This window comes from Nocardia amikacinitolerans NBRC 108937, from assembly GCF_001612615.1.
Taxonomy (GTDB): domain Bacteria; phylum Actinomycetota; class Actinomycetes; order Mycobacteriales; family Mycobacteriaceae; genus Nocardia; species Nocardia amikacinitolerans.
This window is the reverse complement of the sequence record NZ_BDAU01000014.1, coordinates 82,610-98,248: the sequence shown is the minus strand read 5'-3', so window position 1 is coordinate 98,248 and position 15,639 is coordinate 82,610. Positions and strand designations below refer to the sequence as shown.

The 15,639-nt window shown below is 69.8% G+C and carries 15 protein-coding genes; 9 read left to right on the top strand and 6 right to left on the bottom strand.

Features of this window, described 5'->3' with window-relative positions:
* Positions 1-30: 30 nt before the first annotated feature.
* Positions 31-474: an Hsp20/alpha crystallin family protein gene (locus NAM01S_RS14305; protein WP_067785056.1), complete on the bottom strand. Its 444-nt coding sequence runs from the start codon at positions 472-474 to the stop codon at positions 31-33.
* A 150-nt stretch (positions 475-624) separates the two neighbouring features.
* Here NAM01S_RS14305 and NAM01S_RS14300 point away from each other — a divergent pair, with 150 nt between their 5' ends.
* From NAM01S_RS14300 to NAM01S_RS14280, 5 genes are all read left to right on the top strand, one after another.
* On the top strand, positions 625-1,452 hold the full coding sequence (locus NAM01S_RS14300) for an LLM class F420-dependent oxidoreductase (protein WP_067785053.1): 828 nt from the start codon (positions 625-627) through the stop codon (positions 1,450-1,452).
* A 132-nt stretch (positions 1,453-1,584) separates the two neighbouring features.
* Positions 1,585-2,958: an MFS transporter gene (locus NAM01S_RS14295; RefSeq protein WP_067785051.1), complete on the top strand. Its 1,374-nt coding sequence runs from the start codon at positions 1,585-1,587 to the stop codon at positions 2,956-2,958.
* A gap of 46 nt (positions 2,959-3,004) precedes the next feature.
* Positions 3,005-3,664 carry a response regulator transcription factor gene (locus NAM01S_RS14290; protein WP_067785158.1) on the top strand — a complete coding sequence of 220 codons (660 nt, stop codon included), beginning with the start codon at positions 3,005-3,007 and terminating at the stop codon, positions 3,662-3,664.
* Positions 3,665-3,683: 19 nt separating this feature from the next.
* Positions 3,684-5,117, top strand: coding sequence for a sensor histidine kinase (locus NAM01S_RS14285; RefSeq protein WP_067785048.1), 1,434 nt, complete (start codon positions 3,684-3,686; stop codon positions 5,115-5,117).
* Positions 5,114-6,031, top strand: a complete 918-nt coding sequence (locus tag NAM01S_RS14280; protein ID WP_067785046.1) for a TAXI family TRAP transporter solute-binding subunit — start codon at positions 5,114-5,116, stop codon at positions 6,029-6,031. The genes NAM01S_RS14285 and NAM01S_RS14280 overlap by 4 nt, the downstream gene beginning before the upstream one ends.
* A gap of 4 nt (positions 6,032-6,035) precedes the next feature.
* On the opposite strand, the gene NAM01S_RS14275 is transcribed toward NAM01S_RS14280, so the two are convergent.
* Both NAM01S_RS14275 and NAM01S_RS14270 read right to left on the bottom strand, forming a co-directional pair.
* A complete protein-coding gene (locus NAM01S_RS14275) occupies positions 6,036-6,371 on the bottom strand; it encodes a metal-sensitive transcriptional regulator (protein WP_067785038.1) in 336 nt (111 codons plus the stop codon).
* Positions 6,372-6,443: 72 nt separating this feature from the next.
* Complete coding sequence (locus NAM01S_RS14270; protein WP_067785036.1) at positions 6,444-7,385, bottom strand: EamA family transporter; 942 nt, start codon at positions 7,383-7,385, stop codon at positions 6,444-6,446.
* A 129-nt stretch (positions 7,386-7,514) separates the two neighbouring features.
* Here NAM01S_RS14270 and NAM01S_RS14265 point away from each other — a divergent pair, with 129 nt between their 5' ends.
* Positions 7,515-8,324 (top strand): S-methyl-5'-thioadenosine phosphorylase, encoded by an 810-nt coding sequence (locus NAM01S_RS14265; RefSeq protein ID WP_067785033.1) that lies wholly within the window; start codon positions 7,515-7,517, stop codon positions 8,322-8,324.
* Positions 8,325-8,397: 73 nt separating this feature from the next.
* Positions 8,398-9,429, top strand: coding sequence for an NAD-dependent epimerase/dehydratase family protein (locus NAM01S_RS14260; RefSeq protein WP_067785029.1), 1,032 nt, complete (start codon positions 8,398-8,400; stop codon positions 9,427-9,429).
* 298 nt (positions 9,430-9,727) lie between these two features.
* Here the strand turns inward: NAM01S_RS14260 and NAM01S_RS14255 are convergent, their stop codons facing one another.
* Positions 9,728-10,570 carry an NAD(P)H-binding protein gene (locus NAM01S_RS14255; protein ID WP_067785026.1) on the bottom strand — a complete coding sequence of 281 codons (843 nt, stop codon included), beginning with the start codon at positions 10,568-10,570 and terminating at the stop codon, positions 9,728-9,730.
* A 367-nt stretch (positions 10,571-10,937) separates the two neighbouring features.
* On the opposite strand from NAM01S_RS14255, the gene NAM01S_RS14250 reads away from it, so the two are divergent.
* Positions 10,938-11,498, top strand: coding sequence for an NADPH-dependent FMN reductase (locus tag NAM01S_RS14250; RefSeq protein WP_067785023.1), 561 nt, complete (start codon positions 10,938-10,940; stop codon positions 11,496-11,498).
* A gap of 7 nt (positions 11,499-11,505) precedes the next feature.
* Here NAM01S_RS14250 and eccE read toward each other — a convergent pair whose 3' ends face one another.
* Positions 11,506-13,149 carry a type VII secretion protein EccE gene (gene eccE, locus NAM01S_RS14245; RefSeq protein ID WP_067785020.1) on the bottom strand — a complete coding sequence of 548 codons (1,644 nt, stop codon included), beginning with the start codon at positions 13,147-13,149 and terminating at the stop codon, positions 11,506-11,508.
* A gap of 113 nt (positions 13,150-13,262) precedes the next feature.
* Between eccE and eccB the strand changes: the two genes are divergently transcribed.
* The gene (gene eccB, locus NAM01S_RS14240; protein WP_067785017.1) at positions 13,263-14,744 is read left to right on the top strand and encodes a type VII secretion protein EccB; all 1,482 of its coding nucleotides are present in this window, start codon (positions 13,263-13,265) and stop codon (positions 14,742-14,744) included.
* A 12-nt stretch (positions 14,745-14,756) separates the two neighbouring features.
* Here the strand turns inward: eccB and NAM01S_RS14235 are convergent, their stop codons facing one another.
* Complete coding sequence (locus tag NAM01S_RS14235) at positions 14,757-15,524, bottom strand: potassium channel family protein (RefSeq protein WP_067785014.1); 768 nt, start codon at positions 15,522-15,524, stop codon at positions 14,757-14,759.
* Between the last annotated feature and the right edge of the window lie 115 nt (positions 15,525-15,639).

Genomic DNA, 15,639 nt, shown 5'->3' with positions numbered 1-15,639 from the left:
GGCCTCAGCGAACCGCGGTACCGGAATGGTTCAGTTGCCGCTGCCCGCTTCGATGGTCTTCTGCTCGGAGTGGCCCGCGATCTCGATGCGGCGCGGCTTGGCCCGTTCGGCGATCGGGATGGTCACCGACAGGACACCGTTGTTGTAGGTCGCGCTGATCTTGTCGGTGTCGACGTTGTCGCCGAGGGAGAGCTGGCGCATGTAGGTGCCCGCGAAGCGCTCGGAGGCGATCCACTGGACGCCTTCCTCGCTCGGCACGCTGCGCTGGGCGCGCAGGGTCAGGGTGCCGTTGTCCACGCTCACATCGACCGAGCCGGGATCCACACCGGGCAGATCGGCGTTGAGCACGTAGTGGTCGCCCGCTCTGAACAGATCCATCGGCATGAAGCGCGGCGCGCGTGTCGACCCGACGTTCTCGCCGAGCAACTGGCGAGCAACGGTGTCGATGTCATGGAATGGATCGAACCGCAGCACAGCAATCACCTCCGTTTCGCTGACGTCGGCGCCACCACGGCGGCGGGCGCCGGAAGCTGTGCACCATCAAAGTTAGCACTCTCGGAAGGAGAGTGCTAATACTTTTCGCCGACGGAATAGGAACGGCAACAACGACTGTTCCTTCCCCACATGACAATCGACGCTCTCGGACGTTTCGGTGTATGGCGCGGCTACCAGGGGGTGACTCCGGACGACGCGAGCGAGCTGGAGCAGCTCGGCTACGGCACGGTGTGGCTCGGCGGGTCCCCGCCCGCGGAACTGCCCGTGGTGGAATCGCTGCTCGCCGCGACGGAAACCCTCACGGTGGCCACCAGCATCGTGAACATCTGGACGGCTCCGGCGAAGACGGTCGCGGAGTCGTACCACCGCATCGAGGAGAACTTCCCCGGCCGCTTCCTGCTCGGCGTCGGCGCCGGGCACCCGGAGTTCAACGGCACGTACCAGAAGCCCTACGACGCGCTCGTCGAGTACCTCGACGAACTCGACGCGGCCGGCGTGCCGAAGGAGCGGCTGGCGCTTGCCGCGTTGGGTCCGCGGGTGCTGGAGCTCGCACGGGACAGGACCGCGGGCGCCCTTCCGTATCTGGTCACCCCCGAGCATTCACGCCGTGCCAGGGCGATTCTCGGCGAGGGCACGCTGCTCGCCGTCGAGCAGAAGCTCGTCGTCGAGGAGGATCCCGAGCGGGCGCGCGAGGTCGGTCGCACGATCGTGCCGATGTATCTCGGGTTGGGCAACTACGTAGCCAACCTGCGCAGGCTCGGCTTCGACGAGGACGATGTCGCCACCCCGGGCAGCGACCGTCTGATCGATCAGCTCGCGGTGCACGGCTCGGCGGAGCGGGTGGCCGAGCAGCTCTTGGCCCATCTCGACGCGGGCGCCGACCACGTCGCACTGCAGGCGCTCGGCCCCGACTACCTCGCCTCGCTGCGGTCGCTGGCACCCCTGCTGCGCGCCTGACCTGCGCGAAGCGTGCGGCGGGCATCGTCCTAAGGAACGGTTAGAAAACCCGCCGCACGCTTCCGAACCGCTTGTGACTGCCGACACACTCTCTTCCAGCTGACGCGAAGATGCGTCGAAGGAGGAGATTCGGTGACTACGACACAGCCCACGAGTGAGCGCCGCGTTGTCGCGAACGTGCTGCGCGGATCGATCGGCAATCTGGTGGAGTGGTACGACTGGTACGTCTACGCGGCGTTCAGCGTCTACTTCGCGAAAACGTTCTTCCCCGAAGGGGATTCGACCGCGCAGCTGCTGTCCACCGCGGCGGTGTTCGCGGTCGGGTTCCTGATGCGCCCGCTCGGCGGCTGGGCGCTCGGCCGCTACGCGGACCGGTTCGGCAGGCGCGCCGCGCTGACCCTGTCGGTGACGGTGATGGCGGCCGGTTCGCTGCTCATCGCGCTCACACCGGGTTACCAGACCATCGGCATCGCAGCGCCGGTGCTGCTGCTGCTCGCGCGACTGCTGCAGGGCCTGTCGGTCGGCGGTGAGTACGCCACCAGCGCGACCTACCTTTCCGAGGTCGCGTCGGCCGGTCGCCGCGGGTTCTACTCGAGCTTCCAGTACGTGACGCTGGTTGCCGGTCAGCTCACCGCGCTCGGCGTGCAGATCGTGCTGCTGCAGGTGCTCACCTCCGCCCAGATGCATTCCTGGGGTTGGCGCATCCCGTTCGCGATCGGTGCGTGCGGTGCGCTCGTCGTGATGGTGCTGCGGCGCGGAATGGACGAGTCCGCGTCGTTCGAGGCGGAGGCCTCGGGTGCGAAGGAGGCGACTGGGTCCTCGCGCGGTTCGCTGAAGGTGCTGCTGCAATACCCGCGGGAATGCCTGCTCGTGGTCGGCCTGACCCTCGGCGGCACGGTGGCGTTCTACACCTACACCACCTACATGCAGAAGTTCATGATCAACACCTCCGGCATCTCCAAGGGCACGGTGGCCTGGATCAACTTCGTCGCGCTGCTGGTGTTCGTGGTGCTGCAGCCGCTGGCGGGCGGGTTGTCCGACAAGATCGGACGCCGCAAGCTGCTGATCTTCTTCGGTGTGAGCGGCGCGCTGCTGACCGTGCCGATCATGACCCTGCTCGCGCATACGTCCAACCCGTTCGCCGCGTTCGGCCTGATGATGCTGGCCCTGGTGGTCATCACCGGCTACACCTCGATCAACGCCATCGTGAAGGCCGAACTGTTCCCGACCAAGATCCGCGCGCTCGGCGTCGGCCTGCCCTACGCGCTGACCGTCGCGATCTTCGGCGGCACCGCGGAGATGATCGCCCTCGCGCTGAAGAAGGCGGGCGCGGAGTCGGTGTACTTCTACTACGTGGCCGGGTGCATCGCGATCTCGCTGATCACCTACTGGTTCATGCGGGAGACCTCGAAGGAGTCCACCATCGACGCCGACGACAAGGCGCGCGTCGCCGCGGCGGGCGCCGATGCCGATGACGACCGTCCGATGGCCGCCGTGCGTGGCTGAGCGGCTCGCTTCCGCGCCGATCCCGCCCATGTGGCAGGATCGGCGCGTGCGGCTTGCGGTGGTCGAAGATGACGACGGCGTGGGCGACGCGCTCGTCGAGGCGCTCAATGCCCGCGGTTATTCCGCCGAGCGCAAGCGGCGCGGCAGCGAGTTGCTGCTCGATCACCGCCGCTACGAGGCTGTCATCCTCGATCTCGGACTGCCCGACGGCGACGGTCTGCAGGTGCTGCGGCAGCTGCGCGAGGTGAGCACGGTGCCCGTGCTGATCCTGACCGCCCGCAGCGACGAACGCTCCATCGTGCGCGGATTGCGCGGCGGCGCCGACGATTATCTGGTGAAGCCGCCGCGGATCGCGGAGCTGATGGCGCGGCTGGAGACGGTGCTGCGTCGGGCGGCCGCGGTGTCGCAGTCCGAGCGCACCGAGGTCGTCACCGGTGATGTGCGAGTCGATCTCGCGGCCCGGATCGTCGAGGTCGGCGGTGCGCCGGTCGCGTTGACGCAGAAGGAATTCGAGCTGGTCGAGGCGCTGGTGGAACGGCCGGGCGCGGCGGTGAGCCGCCAGCAGCTGATGGATCGGATCTGGGGCGACGCGTTCGTCGCGGTGTCGCGTTCGCTCGACGTGCACATGACCGGTCTGCGCGCCAAGCTGAACCGGCCGGGGCTGATCACCACGATCCGCGGCTATGGGTACCGGTGGGGACAGTGAGCGTGAAGGACGGAAGGCCATGCGGCGCAGACTGCTTGCCGCACTGACGGTGTTCGCGGCGATCGCGGTCCTCGCGTTCGCGGTACCGCTGTCGTTGACCTACGCCACCAGCCGGACCCAGGAGCTGGTGCTCGGTCGTTCCGGTGACGCGGATCGGTTCGCCACCCTCGCCGACGCCGTCGCCGTGGAAGGTAACGACGCCGCGCTGGCCGAGGAGGTCGCGCGGTACCACGAGTTGTACGGCGAGAACGTGCTCGTGGTCGACGCGCGCGGTGCGACCGCGGTCAACGCGGGTGTCGACATCATCGACCCGGCCGTGGTCGCGGCGGTCGCCGACGCGCGGCGCAATCAGCGACCGCACCCGATCGACCGGCTGATGCCGTGGAGCGATGCGATGATGCTCGTCGCGCGGCCGGTCGGGACCGGCGTGCAGGTCAACGGGGCCGTCGTGATCGAGGCGTCCACCGCGCAGGCGCGCGGCGACATCACCCGCGCCTGGCTGATCATCGGTCTCGGCGGCGCCGTGGCCATGGTGCTGTTCACGATGCTCGCGCTGACGCTGAGCCGCTGGGTGTTGCGGCCGCTCGCGGCCCTGTCTCGCGCCGTCGCCGAATTGACCGCGACGCTGCCGAAGCCGCGGCCCGCGCCGCAGACTTCCGACGACGCGCCGCCGCCGTCGATCGCGCGGCGCTACGGTGGACCACCCGAAATGCGTGCCGTCGCCGAGTCTTTCGACGCCATGGCGCTCGCGGTCGCCGATTCCACGGAGGCGCAGCGGCAACTGGTCGCCGACACCGCGCACGCGATGCGCAATCCGTTGGCCGCGCTCACCATTCGACTGGACTCGCTCGAGTACGCGATACCGGAGAGCGCGGCCGACACCTTCCGCGGCGCGAGCGCGGAAGTGGATCGGCTCACCACGCTGCTCGACGGACTGCTCACGCTGGCCGTCGCGGAGACGCCGGACGGGTTCGCCACCGCGGCGGGCACCGAGGAACACCGTTGCGACGCAGGGCAAGTCGTGGCCGACCGGATCGACGCCTGGCATTCCGCGTTCGCCGCGTCCGGGCAGTCGCTGGTGGCGGAGCAGCCGGGGTTGCCCGCCGAGGTCGCCGTCTCGGCGGATGTGCTCGCGCAGATTCTCGATGTGCCGCTGAGCAATTCGAATCGCTACGCGGGCAGTGAGGCGCACGTCGTCGTGTCGGTGGGGATCGAGCCGGACTGGGTCACGGTGACGGTCCGCGACGACGGCCGCGGCGTGCCCGCCGACGAGATCCACAAGCTCACCACGCGGTTCTTCCGCGGTTCCGCCGCGGAGCCGGGGGGCTCCGGTCTCGGTCTGCCGATCGCCGCCGCCCTCGCCCAGGCGCGCGGCGGTTCGCTGTCGGTCACCGAGGTGTCGCCGCACGGGCTCGCGGTCGCGGTCCGTCTGCCCGCGGTGGTGGCGTCGTGACGGCGCGGCTCGACCGGCGCGCGTTTCTGGCGCTCGCAGCGCTCGGCGTCGCGGGTGTCGCGGGCTGCGGGAGCGGGGACGAACCGGTGGTTCGATTGGCCTCCGGCGAGGTCGGCGGCTTCTATCACGCGTTCGCGCGTCTACTGGCCGCCGCGGCCGCTCGGACGGGAACGGTACGGATCGAGCCGGTCGCCACCTCGGGCTCCCAGGACAACCTCGCCATGCTGGCCAGGGGAGACGCGCAGGCCGGTCTGGCGCTCGCGGATTCGAGCAGGGACGCGCCGGGCGGCGTGCTCGCGCTCGGCCGGGTCTACGAGAACTATCTACAGCTGGCCGTGCGGGCCGACAGCACCGTTCATCGGGTGATCGAATTGCGCGGCAAGCGTGTGAATCTCGGCGCCGACGGTTCCGGCGCGGCGCTGACGGGGGAGCGGATACTGCTCGCGGCCGGACTGGATCCGGCGACCGACGTCATCGTGGAACACCGCCCGCTGCGCGATGCCGCGGCGGCCCTGCGCGCCGGCGCCGTCGACGCGCTGCTGTGGGCCGGCGGGGTCCCGACCGCGGCGCTGGAGGTGCCGCTGCGGATGCGCCTGGTGGATCTCGGTGAACTTGCCGCGCCGCTGCGCCAGCGCTACGGGCACATCTACGACCGCGTCGAGATTCCGCGCGACGCCTACCCGGGCGGCTCCGCGATCACCACCATCGGCGTGGCGAACCTGCTACTCGCCGCGCCAACGCTGCCGGACGAGGCCGCCGCCGCGATCGTCGATCTGCTTGCCGGGCACCCGGACGCGCTTGTCCCGGCCGAGGCCGCGGGCACCCAGTTCCTGGACGCGCGTTCGTTGATCGGCACCGGCCCCATTCCGCTGCACCCCGGCGCGGCCGCGGCCTACCGGCGACGCCACGGGTGAACGATCAGGAGCGCACCAGACGCGCGATCGCGTCGGTGGCCTCCTTGATCTTGGCGTCGGCCTCGGGGCCGCCCGCCACCGCGGCGTCCACCACGCAGTGGCTGATGTGGTCCTCCAACAGACCCATCGCGACGGCCTGCAGCGCCTTCGTCATCGCGGACACCTGGGTGAGGATGTCGATGCAGTATTTCTCCTCTTCGACCATCCGCTGCAACCCGCGCGCCTGACCCTCGATGCGGCGCAGGCGCTTGAGGTAGTCGTCCTTGGCGGTGATGTAGCCGTGTGCCGAGTGGTCGTGGCCCGGCTGGTCCTTGGTGGTGCTCGCGTCCGGGGTGGTCACCGCTGTCTCCTTGCTGCCTGCCGGAAAGTCCGATTTTATACCCCCCTAGGGTACATCCGTTCCGGCGTGTTGTCAGGTCCGCGCGCGGCTTGGCGCGGGTTCTTCGCGCCGCGCCGCTCGCTGATCGGCACCGTACCTGGCCAGCGCGATTCCGCCTATTACGAGCAGCGCGCCGAGCGCCTGGATCGGCGCGACCGCCTCGCCGAGCAGCAGCCAGGAGAGCGCGACGGCGAACAGCACCTCGCTGAGCAGAATCAGCGACATCAGCGTCGCCCCGATCCGCGCCGCGCCCGCCACGCTGCAGAGGTAGGCCACGACCGTGCTGAGCAGGATCAGCAGGGCGAGAGCCAGCCAGACGGGCAGGTGGCGCTCGGCCATGTTCGCGGTGGCGCCGCCGAAGTGGATCGGCAGCACGGTGAGCGCGCCGAGAGTCCAGCTGGTCAGCGCGGCCACGGTGAGTCCGGCGCCGAGCAACACCACCGGGCGCAGGCTGTCCGACGTGCGCGCGGAGAGCAGGAAGAACGCCGCGTTGCACAGCATCGACAGCGCCGCCCAGCACAAGCCGGGCAGGCTCAGCCCGCCCGCGCCGAAGACGTCGATCACCAGCGCGGCGCCGACGAGCGCGACGACCGCGCCGAGCAGGGTGGCGTTCGACGGCCGTCGCCCGCGCACCGCCCAGCCCCAGCCGATGACCACGATCGGAGCCAGGAACTGGATCATCAGCGAGACCCCGACCTGCAGGTATTCCAGCGAAAGGAAGAACGTCGCCTGCACGCCCGCCACCGCGATCACGCCGTACGCGCCGATGGTCCGTAGGTGACGCACGCTGCTTCGCAGCCCGTCGGGTTCGGCGATTCCGGCCAGCACGAGCATGATCGCCGCGGCGCCGGTCAGCCGCACGGCGAGCACCGCGCCTGGCGACCAGTCGGCGGCGAGCACGGATTTCGCGAGCGGTCCGGAACTGGCGAATGCCAGACCGCTCGCCACGGTCAGCCACACGCCGGTGCGCGACACACTTACCTCCCGCTCGATCCATGAATCGTCCTATCATTGCCGACCCGGCTCGGTGGCCTGCGTCACGCATCGGCGGCAAGGCCGGTACCGGTTGCGTGGGAAGCCGGGGTGGACGGGAGAATCGGGCCCATGAGTTCGCTTCCCCGGCCCGCCCTCGCCGTCATCGGCGGCAGTGGTTTCTACGATTTCTTCGACAACGACGCCACCCAGGTCGAGGTCGACACCCCGTACGGCAAGCCGAGCGCGCCGATCGCGGTGGGCGAGGTCGAGGGACGGCCGGTGGCGTTCGTGCCCCGGCACGGCAAACAGCACGAATACGCGCCGCACACCCTGCCCTACCAGGCCAACATGTGGGCGCTGCGCTCGCTCGGCGTGCGGCGGATCCTGGCGCCGTGCGCGGTGGGCAGCCTGCGCGCCGACTGGGGGCCTGGCACCGTCGCGGTGCCGGACCAGCTGGTGGACCGTACCTCCGGTCGTCCGCAGACCTACTTCGACGGCGGCGGCGTGCACGTCTCGTTCGCCGATCCGTACTGCGAGGAACTGCGCGGCGCCGTGGTGAAGTCCGAGGTCGAGGCGCTGCCGCTGAAGGCGGGCGGCACCATGGTTGTCGTGCAGGGCCCGCGCTTCTCCACCCGCGCCGAGAGCCGCTGGTTCGCGGGGCAGGGCTGGGACCTGGTGAACATGACCGGTCACCCGGAGGCCGTGCTCGCCCGCGAGCTGGAGATGTGCTACGCCGCAGTCGCTTTGGTCACCGACCTGGACGCGGGCCTGGAGGAGGGCGACGGTGTGCACGCCGTCGACGTCTTCGCCGAGTTCAAGCGCAACCTGGCCCCGTTCAAGGAGCTCATCCGCGCCTCGATCGCGGCGGTCGACGGAACCGACACCTGCGATCGGTGCCGTGTCCATACCGGCGTGGCGCTGCCTTTCGAACTACCGTAAACCGCATGCGACGGTGCGACGTTCGTGCCGCCATCGGTCCGGTATCGGCCGTGGGCGGCGGGGTGTGGCTGCGATGAAGGTACTGCTCACCGGGGCCGCCGGATTCCTCGGATCACATGTGCGTGGCGCGCTCACGGCCGCCGGGCACGAGGTGATCGCGCTCGACCTGATGCTCGCCGACGTGCACGGGCCCGACGCCGAGCCGCCCGAGGGCGTCGCCAGGGTGGACGTCAGGGACGTCGACGCGCTCGCGCCGCTGCTGCACGGCGTCGAGGTGGTCTGTCATCTCGCGGCCGTCACCGCGCCGAGCACCGAATCGGAATCCGGCATCGCCGCGTTCGCCGCGCACAACGACCACGGCACCGCGGTCCTGCTCGCGGCGATGAGTCAGGCCGGAGTTCGTCGCCTGGTGCTCGCCTCATCCATCACCGTGTACGGCGAAGGCCGCTACCGCAGCGTGCGCGGCGGGCAGTTCTTCCCCGGCCTGCGCTCGCGCGCCGATCTCGACCGCGGCATGTTCGACCACCGCGCACCGCGCACCGGCGAGGTGCTCACCTGGGAGCCGGTCGCCGAGGACGCGCCGCTGCGGCCGCGCGGCTTCTACGCCGCGAGCAAGGCGGCTCAGGAGCAGTACGCGCTCGCCTGGGGGTTGACCACCGGGGCGTCGGTGACCGCGCTGCGCTATCACAACGTGTACGGCGACGGCGCCCGTTCGGGTATGGCGACCCGGTTCCGCGAGGAACTGCTCGCGGGCCAGGCGCCGCGGGTGTTCGAGGACGGCGGTCAGGTGCGGGATTTCGTGCACGTCCGCGATGCCGCCGCCGCGACACGCGCCGCGGTGGAGCGTCAACTGCCCGGCTTCGTTCCGCTCAACATCGCCTCCGGCCATCCGATCACGCTGTGGGAGGTTGCGTCGATCATGGCCAAGGCTCGCGGCGGGCCGTCGCCGATCGTGACCGGCCAGTACCGGATCGGCGACGTGCGCCATTTCGTCGCCGATCCCGAACGTGCCCGGCGCGCACTGGATTTCACCGCGCGGGTGGTTCCGCGCGACGGGCTCGCCGAGTTCGCGAGGAGTGCGGCCGAGGTTGCCGCCGCGGGCTGAGGTTTGCGGCCGACCCAATTCGCGTGGGGCGCAACACGCGCGGCTGCGGGAGCCGACGCTTGCGTTGCTGATTCACCGAATGTGATCGAGGGCTGGCGGAGATACTCGTAAGCGGCACCCCCGACTCGTGATCGACCAATTCGCAAGGGCCGCAGTCAGTGCCGCCGATGAGGTAGCACGCTCGTGAGGTGGGGCCAGCCGGTTCCGAGGGAGCGCGGCTGAGGTCGCTGCCGAGTCCGACGCCCCAATCGCTGGGGGGTTGCCACTTCGCAGCGAGCCCAGCTCGGCGTGTGGATGGTCAGGCCGACTCGGTACGGAAAGCGTCGGCGTGCGCCTCGGCCCATTGGCGGAAGGTACGCGGCGCGCGGCCGGTCACCTCGCGCACGGTCGGGTGGACCTCGGATTCGTCAAGCGTGCCGTCGATGAAGAAGCTGGTGAACGCCTCGGCGTAGGCGCGGGGCATGGTGGCCGCGAGTTCGGCACGGGTCTCGTCGTCGGTGAGTTCGTGGCACACGAGCGGCCGGTCGAGGACCTCGGCGAGCACCGCGACCTGCTCGGCGGGCAGCAGCGCCGCCGGACCGGTGAGATCGAGAATCCGGCCGTCGAGATCGCCGCCGGTCAGCGCCCGCGCCGCCACCGCGGCGATATCGGCGGGGTCGACGGCCGCGACCCGTACCCCCGAGAACTGGGCGCGCACCACGTCACCCGCGGCAAGCTGCGGCAGCCAGCGCAGCGCGTTGGACATGAACGAGCGCGGACGCAGGAAGGTCCACGGCAGACCGGATTCGCGCACGGCCTGTTCGGAGAGCGTCATGTACCGGGAGACCGCGTTGCCCATATCCGCCAGCGCCGCCGACCCGCCGGAGAGCAGCACCACCCGCGCCAGCCCGGCCTTGCCCGCCAGCGCGAGCAGCTCCTCGAGGTTCTCATAGCCCGGCATCAGATACATGCCCTGCGCGCCGTCCAGCGCCTCGGCCAGGGTCTCGGGTCGGTTCAGGTCGCCGGTGACCGCCTCGACGCCGTCCGGCAGCGACGCCCGCGCCGGATCACGCACCACCGCGCGCACCCGCTGCCCGTCCTCGGCGAGCGCGCGCACGAGTTCCGCGCCGATGTTCCCGGTCGCTCCGGTCACCACGTACATACCGTCTCCTTCGGCTGACCGCTGCGAAACGTCGGTCCCGCAACGTCTTTCGAGCTTCGCTCATTCAATGTACGTGTCGTCGGAGCAGTGCACCGGCACCACCGGCAATGCGTACCGACGCATTCGGGCCGCACGTCGTCCGTCGGGGGCGGCGCGCTCGGGGCCTCCGTTCGGCCATGCGTGGTCTGTCGGGGGCCTTCGGGCGTGCCGCTCCCTCGGCAGTGCGCAGTGCAGCAGCATCGCTCGGGCGTATCCGCTTCGGCTACGCGCGGTTTGGTCGACGGGCAGCGCCTTCGTGTGGCCTCACCTTCAGCCACGCGCGGACTGTCTGCTGATCGCATCCGGCGGCGTCCATTACGCTCGCCCGGTGGACACCCCGGTACGGCTCGAGATCATCGTGGCAAGCGTGCGCCCGGAGCGGTTCGCTCCGGTGGTCGCCGACTGGTTCCTGCGCGTCGTCCGGGACAGACCCGAATTCGACACGGGCGTAATCGATCTCATCGACACACCGCTGCCGACGGATCTCACCGATACGCCGGAGGCCGACGCCTACCGGGACCGGCTGGCGGCCGCGGACGCGTTCGTCGCGATCACCTCCGAGTACAACCACGGCTACCCGGCCTCGCTCAAGACCGCGTTCGACACCGCCAAGCGCGAGTGGCGCGCCAAGCCCATCGGTTTCGTCTCGTACGGCGGACTCTCTGGCGGCCTGCGCGCGGTGGAACAGCTCAGGCAGGTGGTCGCCGAGATCCACATGGTCTCGATCCGCGAAACCGTCAGCATCCACCAGGCCAAGCGCGGTTTCGACACCACGGGCACGCCAATCGACGGCGCGCCCATCGACGCGAGCGAACGGATGCTGCGCCAATTGCACTGGTGGGCACGGCATTTGCGGGATGCGCGGGCGTCCGATCCCTACCCCGGCTGACGCTCGATCACTGCGCGGCGACGGGCCGTCGTCCGCGCGGATGTCCGATGTAGGTGGCCTCGCGGGGAATCGACACCAGGGTCAGATCCACCTGAGCGGTCCCGGTGCGAAGTACCACGTGGTTGCCGATCGCGCCGGGCTGGTGGATGGAGAGGTCCGGCCTGGTCGCGGGCCAGCCCATCGGGTCACCGGTGACGTAGATCGTCGTGACGCCCGCGTGCGGCGCGGGCGCGAGCACCCCGTCCACCACGGTCGCGGTGAAACCCGCGTCGGACTGGTGGGTTTCGACGGCGATGGTGAGGCGCTCCGGGTTGCCGATGGTCTGCACCAGGTTCTCCCAGGCGTGCGCACGGTCGGTGCGGATCAGGATGCGCTCGCCGACGGCCAGCGCGCGGAACACCAACTGCTGCGCCAGGTAGAGCTCGCCCGCCAGGTAGACCGTCGAGATGCCGGTGCCGATGATGCGAACGGCCACACCCTGATTGTTCTCGTCCGAACCGATGAGCTGACCGCAGCCGGACGACGGCAGGTGCAGCGCGCCGATCACATCGATCGGGTACTCGGTCATCGGCACGGTGTCGTCGAGGCCGGGCACGGCGAGGGGCAGGTGCGCGAGCAGGCTGTCGCGGTGGCGTCCGTTCATCGACACCATGCCCGTGAGCTTGCCGCGCTCGGGCAGTTCACGCGCGGTCAGTCGCCAGGCCGCGCCGATGCTCACCGATTCGGCGGAGCTGCCAGGACGCAGCCGCACGGTGACGGTGGTGCCGCGCGAGGGCGCGACCCACAGCTGCGCGAGCAGATCCGAGCCGAGCTGCTTCGGGTCGACCGCGCTGCCGATGTTCACGGCGTTGCCGATCTCGGCGTAGCGCCAGCGATGGGTCAGGGTGCGCGGATCGAAGCCCGCGGTGATCTGCAGGACCGCCTTGCGGATCTCGGGCGCGGTCAGGATGCGGGCGCTGCAGTCGGCGTCCTCCAGCGCGCGCATGATGCGTTGCGTCGCAATGGTTACCGCGCGCGAGGCGCCCTCGCTGCCGCCGCCGCGGCGAGCCGCCGCCTCCGGGCAGGCGATGGCGTCGAAGCTGATCGCCAGCCACACGGCGCGGTGCGCGGTCGCGGGCAGCGGGCCGAGCAGCGACTCGTAGATCTTGCCCGCCGGTGTGCCTGCGCGGCTGCGGTGTCCGTGGCTGATGATGTCGATGCCGCTGAGCAGGATGTCGTGCTGGTTGAGGCAGGCGGCGAGTTCGGGAAGCGGCAGCAGGTGCGAGGCGTGCACGGTGCTGCTGGAGATGCGGGTCAGTCCGCCCTTGGGCGGCAGCACCTCGACGACCGTCACCACCCGGGTGCCGTCCCAGTACAGACCGAGCGAGCGGTCGTCGGGGCCGCGGAAGTCGACGGTGTCGCCGATCTCGTAGTCGCGCTTGGTGATGTAGCGCCACCAGGTCGCGATCCAGTCCAGCACGGTGCGTTTGGCGATCGGGATCAGCGGAAGCAGACCGACCGCGACGGCGACGCCGAGCGACGGCCACCAGCCGAGACCGGCCACCAACGCGATCACTCCGGCGATCATGCCGATCATCTGTGCGATCAACAGATTCGGCAGCGAGATGCGACCAAGCAGCGGACGTGGTCCCGCCCCTGTGGCTTCGGCCATCAGCGTCCCCCAAAATACCCGGTATCGACCGTTTCCTACCGGCCGAGCTGAACAAGAGTCCCAGGGAACTGTACTGTGTTCCGCGAACGTGAGCACTGTTCGGGGGAGGAACCATGCCTTCAAAACCCACCACGCGCTGGCAGGTGAGCGGTTACCGCTTCCTGGTCCGCCGGATGGAGCACGCGCTCGTGCGCCGGGACGTGCGAATGCTGCACGATCCGATGCGCTCCCAATCCCGCGCCTTCGCCGCCGGTCTGGTCCTCGCCTGCGTCGTGCTCGCCGGTTGCGGCATCCTCGCGCTGCTGCGCCCGCAGGACAAGATCGGCCAGAACGTGCTGCTGATCGGCAAGGAGTCCGGCGGCGTCTACGTGGTGATCGACGGCGTCGTGCATCCGGCGCTGAACCTGGCCTCGGCGCGCCTGGCGTCCGGTGAATCGGGCAAGGCCGTCATCGTCAAGGAGTCCGAACTCGGCAAGAAGCCGCGCGGCCAGCTGATCGGAATCCCCGGCGCGCCAGCGGCTTTGCGCTACGACAAAGACGGCAAGGGCCGGGCCTGGACCGTCTGCGACGTGATGAAGGTCGACGGCTCCAAGGAATTCACCACCACGGTGCTCGCTGGCGACCTGGAGCTGGGTGACAAGGCCTCGGTCACGCCCGCGGACCGGGCGCTGCTTGTGAAGGTGAAGGAGCAGGCGTACCTGGTCTACAACAAGACTCGCGCCCGCGTGGATATGAGCGACCGCAAGGTGACCGACGCGCTCGGCATCACCGGCGCGACACCGCGGCCGGTCAGCGAGGGTCTGCTCAACGCCATTCCCGAAGTGCCGGCGATCGTTCCGCCGAAGATCAACGATCCCGGCGCGCGGGTGAGCTATCAGGTCGGCGACCGACGGGTCGGCGACGTGGTGCAGGTGTCCTCGGATCCCGACCAGAACTACGTGGTGCTGCACGAAGGTCTGCAGGCGATCTCGGCGGTGACCGCGGAGATCATCCGCGCCACGTACCGCTCGACCCCCGGTGCTTCCTGGATCGACCCGACCGACAAGACGAGCGCGAACATCGCCACCGCGCTGGCGGTCGACACCTATCCGACGACCGTGCCCACGATCGTCGATACCAAGGAGCAGCCCGTCAGCTGCTTGTCATGGAAGCCGAACCCGGCCGCCAAGGACGGCGGTATGCAGGCCGAGCTCTCGGTGGTCACCGGCGTCACGCTGCCGATGCCGGACAAGGCCAAGGCGGTGCCGCTCGCCCAGGCCGACGGGTCGGGGCCGAACGCGGACTCGGCGTACGTCCCGCCGGGCACCGGCGCGTTCGTGCAGACCACCGGCATCGAACCCGACAGCAGGCGTAAGGATTCCCTCTTCTACGTCGCCGACACGGGCGTGCGCTACGGCGTCAAGAACGCCGACGCGCAGAAGGCGCTCGGCTTGGACGCCGAGGCCGGGGTGAAGCCCGAGCCCGCGCCGTGGCCGATCGTCGGTCTGCTCGCGAACGGGCCAACGCTCGGGCGCGAGGAGGCGATGGTCGCGCACGACGGTGTCGCGCCCGATCCGTCACCGGCTTCGAAGCCCGTCGGCAATCAGCAGAAGTAGTCGAGAGACAGGTCAGCGCCGCTCGACTGCGGTGTCCTCGCGCGGCTCGGTGCTTTCGCGCAGCGAGGCGACTTCGCTTCGGAGCGCGCGGACTTCGTCGAGCAGGACGGAGATCTCCCGATCGGTGCGCTCGGCGCTGACCTCCACCGCCTTCAGCTGATCGATCACCCAGCTCGTCGTGGTGCCGATCGCGAAGCTGATCAGTCCGATGCCGAAGGTCATCAGGACCAAGGAGATCAAGCGACCCTCGGTGGTCACCGGATAGACGTCGCCGTAGCCGACGGTCGTGACCGAGACCGCCGACCACCACAGCGCGTCACCGAAGTCGGTGGTCTTGCTGTCCGGCGCGCCGTACTCGGCGTCGAAGAAGGCCAGGCTGCACAGCAGCAGGATCAACGCCGAGCTGGCGCCGACGAACACCGAGAGCCGAGCCCGCGTGACGGTGGTGCGGTTCAACGTGTCCAGCAGCAGTAGCGCCGCCCGCAACAGCCGCAGCGGACGAAAGGGCGGCAGCACCACGATCAGCAGCTCCAGCGGATGCCGCCGCACGAATCGCCACCGGTCGGTCGACAGCCACAGCCGCACCGCGAAGTCCGCGGCGAACAGCGTCCAGATCAGGATGTCGACGCCGGTCAGCCAGGAATCCAGCCGCGGCGAAGCGCCGGTGTCGAGCACATGCCACGCGTACACGCCGAGGAAGGTCACCGCCAACGCCATCATCGGCACGTTGGTCGCGCGCTCCCACGCCTGCCTGCGGGTCACGATCGTCTGGTCGGTCATCGGGTACTACCTGTTGCTCTGCGGTGCTGGGCGGTGCTCGCCCGTCGATTGCGGCTGAGGCTACAGGTCGACGCGGCTCGGGCGGCACGGCTACGGCCGACGCGTCGAGCCGAAC

Excerpts from the sequence above, each read along its gene's own strand:
- NAM01S_RS14300 (WP_067785053.1), top strand. The coding sequence starts at position 625 with ATGACAATCGACGCTCTCGGACGTTTCGGTGTATGGCGCGGCTACCAG.
- NAM01S_RS14285 (WP_067785048.1), top strand. The coding sequence starts at position 3,684 with ATGCGGCGCAGACTGCTTGCCGCACTGACGGTGTTCGCGGCGATCGCG.
- NAM01S_RS14265 (WP_067785033.1), top strand. The coding sequence starts at position 7,515 with ATGAGTTCGCTTCCCCGGCCCGCCCTCGCCGTCATCGGCGGCAGTGGT.
- NAM01S_RS14260 (WP_067785029.1), top strand. The coding sequence starts at position 8,398 with ATGAAGGTACTGCTCACCGGGGCCGCCGGATTCCTCGGATCACATGTG.
- NAM01S_RS14255 (WP_067785026.1), bottom strand. The coding sequence starts at position 10,570 with ATGTACGTGGTGACCGGAGCGACCGGGAACATCGGCGCGGAACTCGTG.
- eccE (WP_067785020.1), bottom strand. The coding sequence starts at position 13,149 with ATGGCCGAAGCCACAGGGGCGGGACCACGTCCGCTGCTTGGTCGCATC.
- eccB (WP_067785017.1), top strand. The coding sequence starts at position 13,263 with ATGCCTTCAAAACCCACCACGCGCTGGCAGGTGAGCGGTTACCGCTTC.
- NAM01S_RS14235 (WP_067785014.1), bottom strand. The coding sequence starts at position 15,524 with ATGACCGACCAGACGATCGTGACCCGCAGGCAGGCGTGGGAGCGCGCG.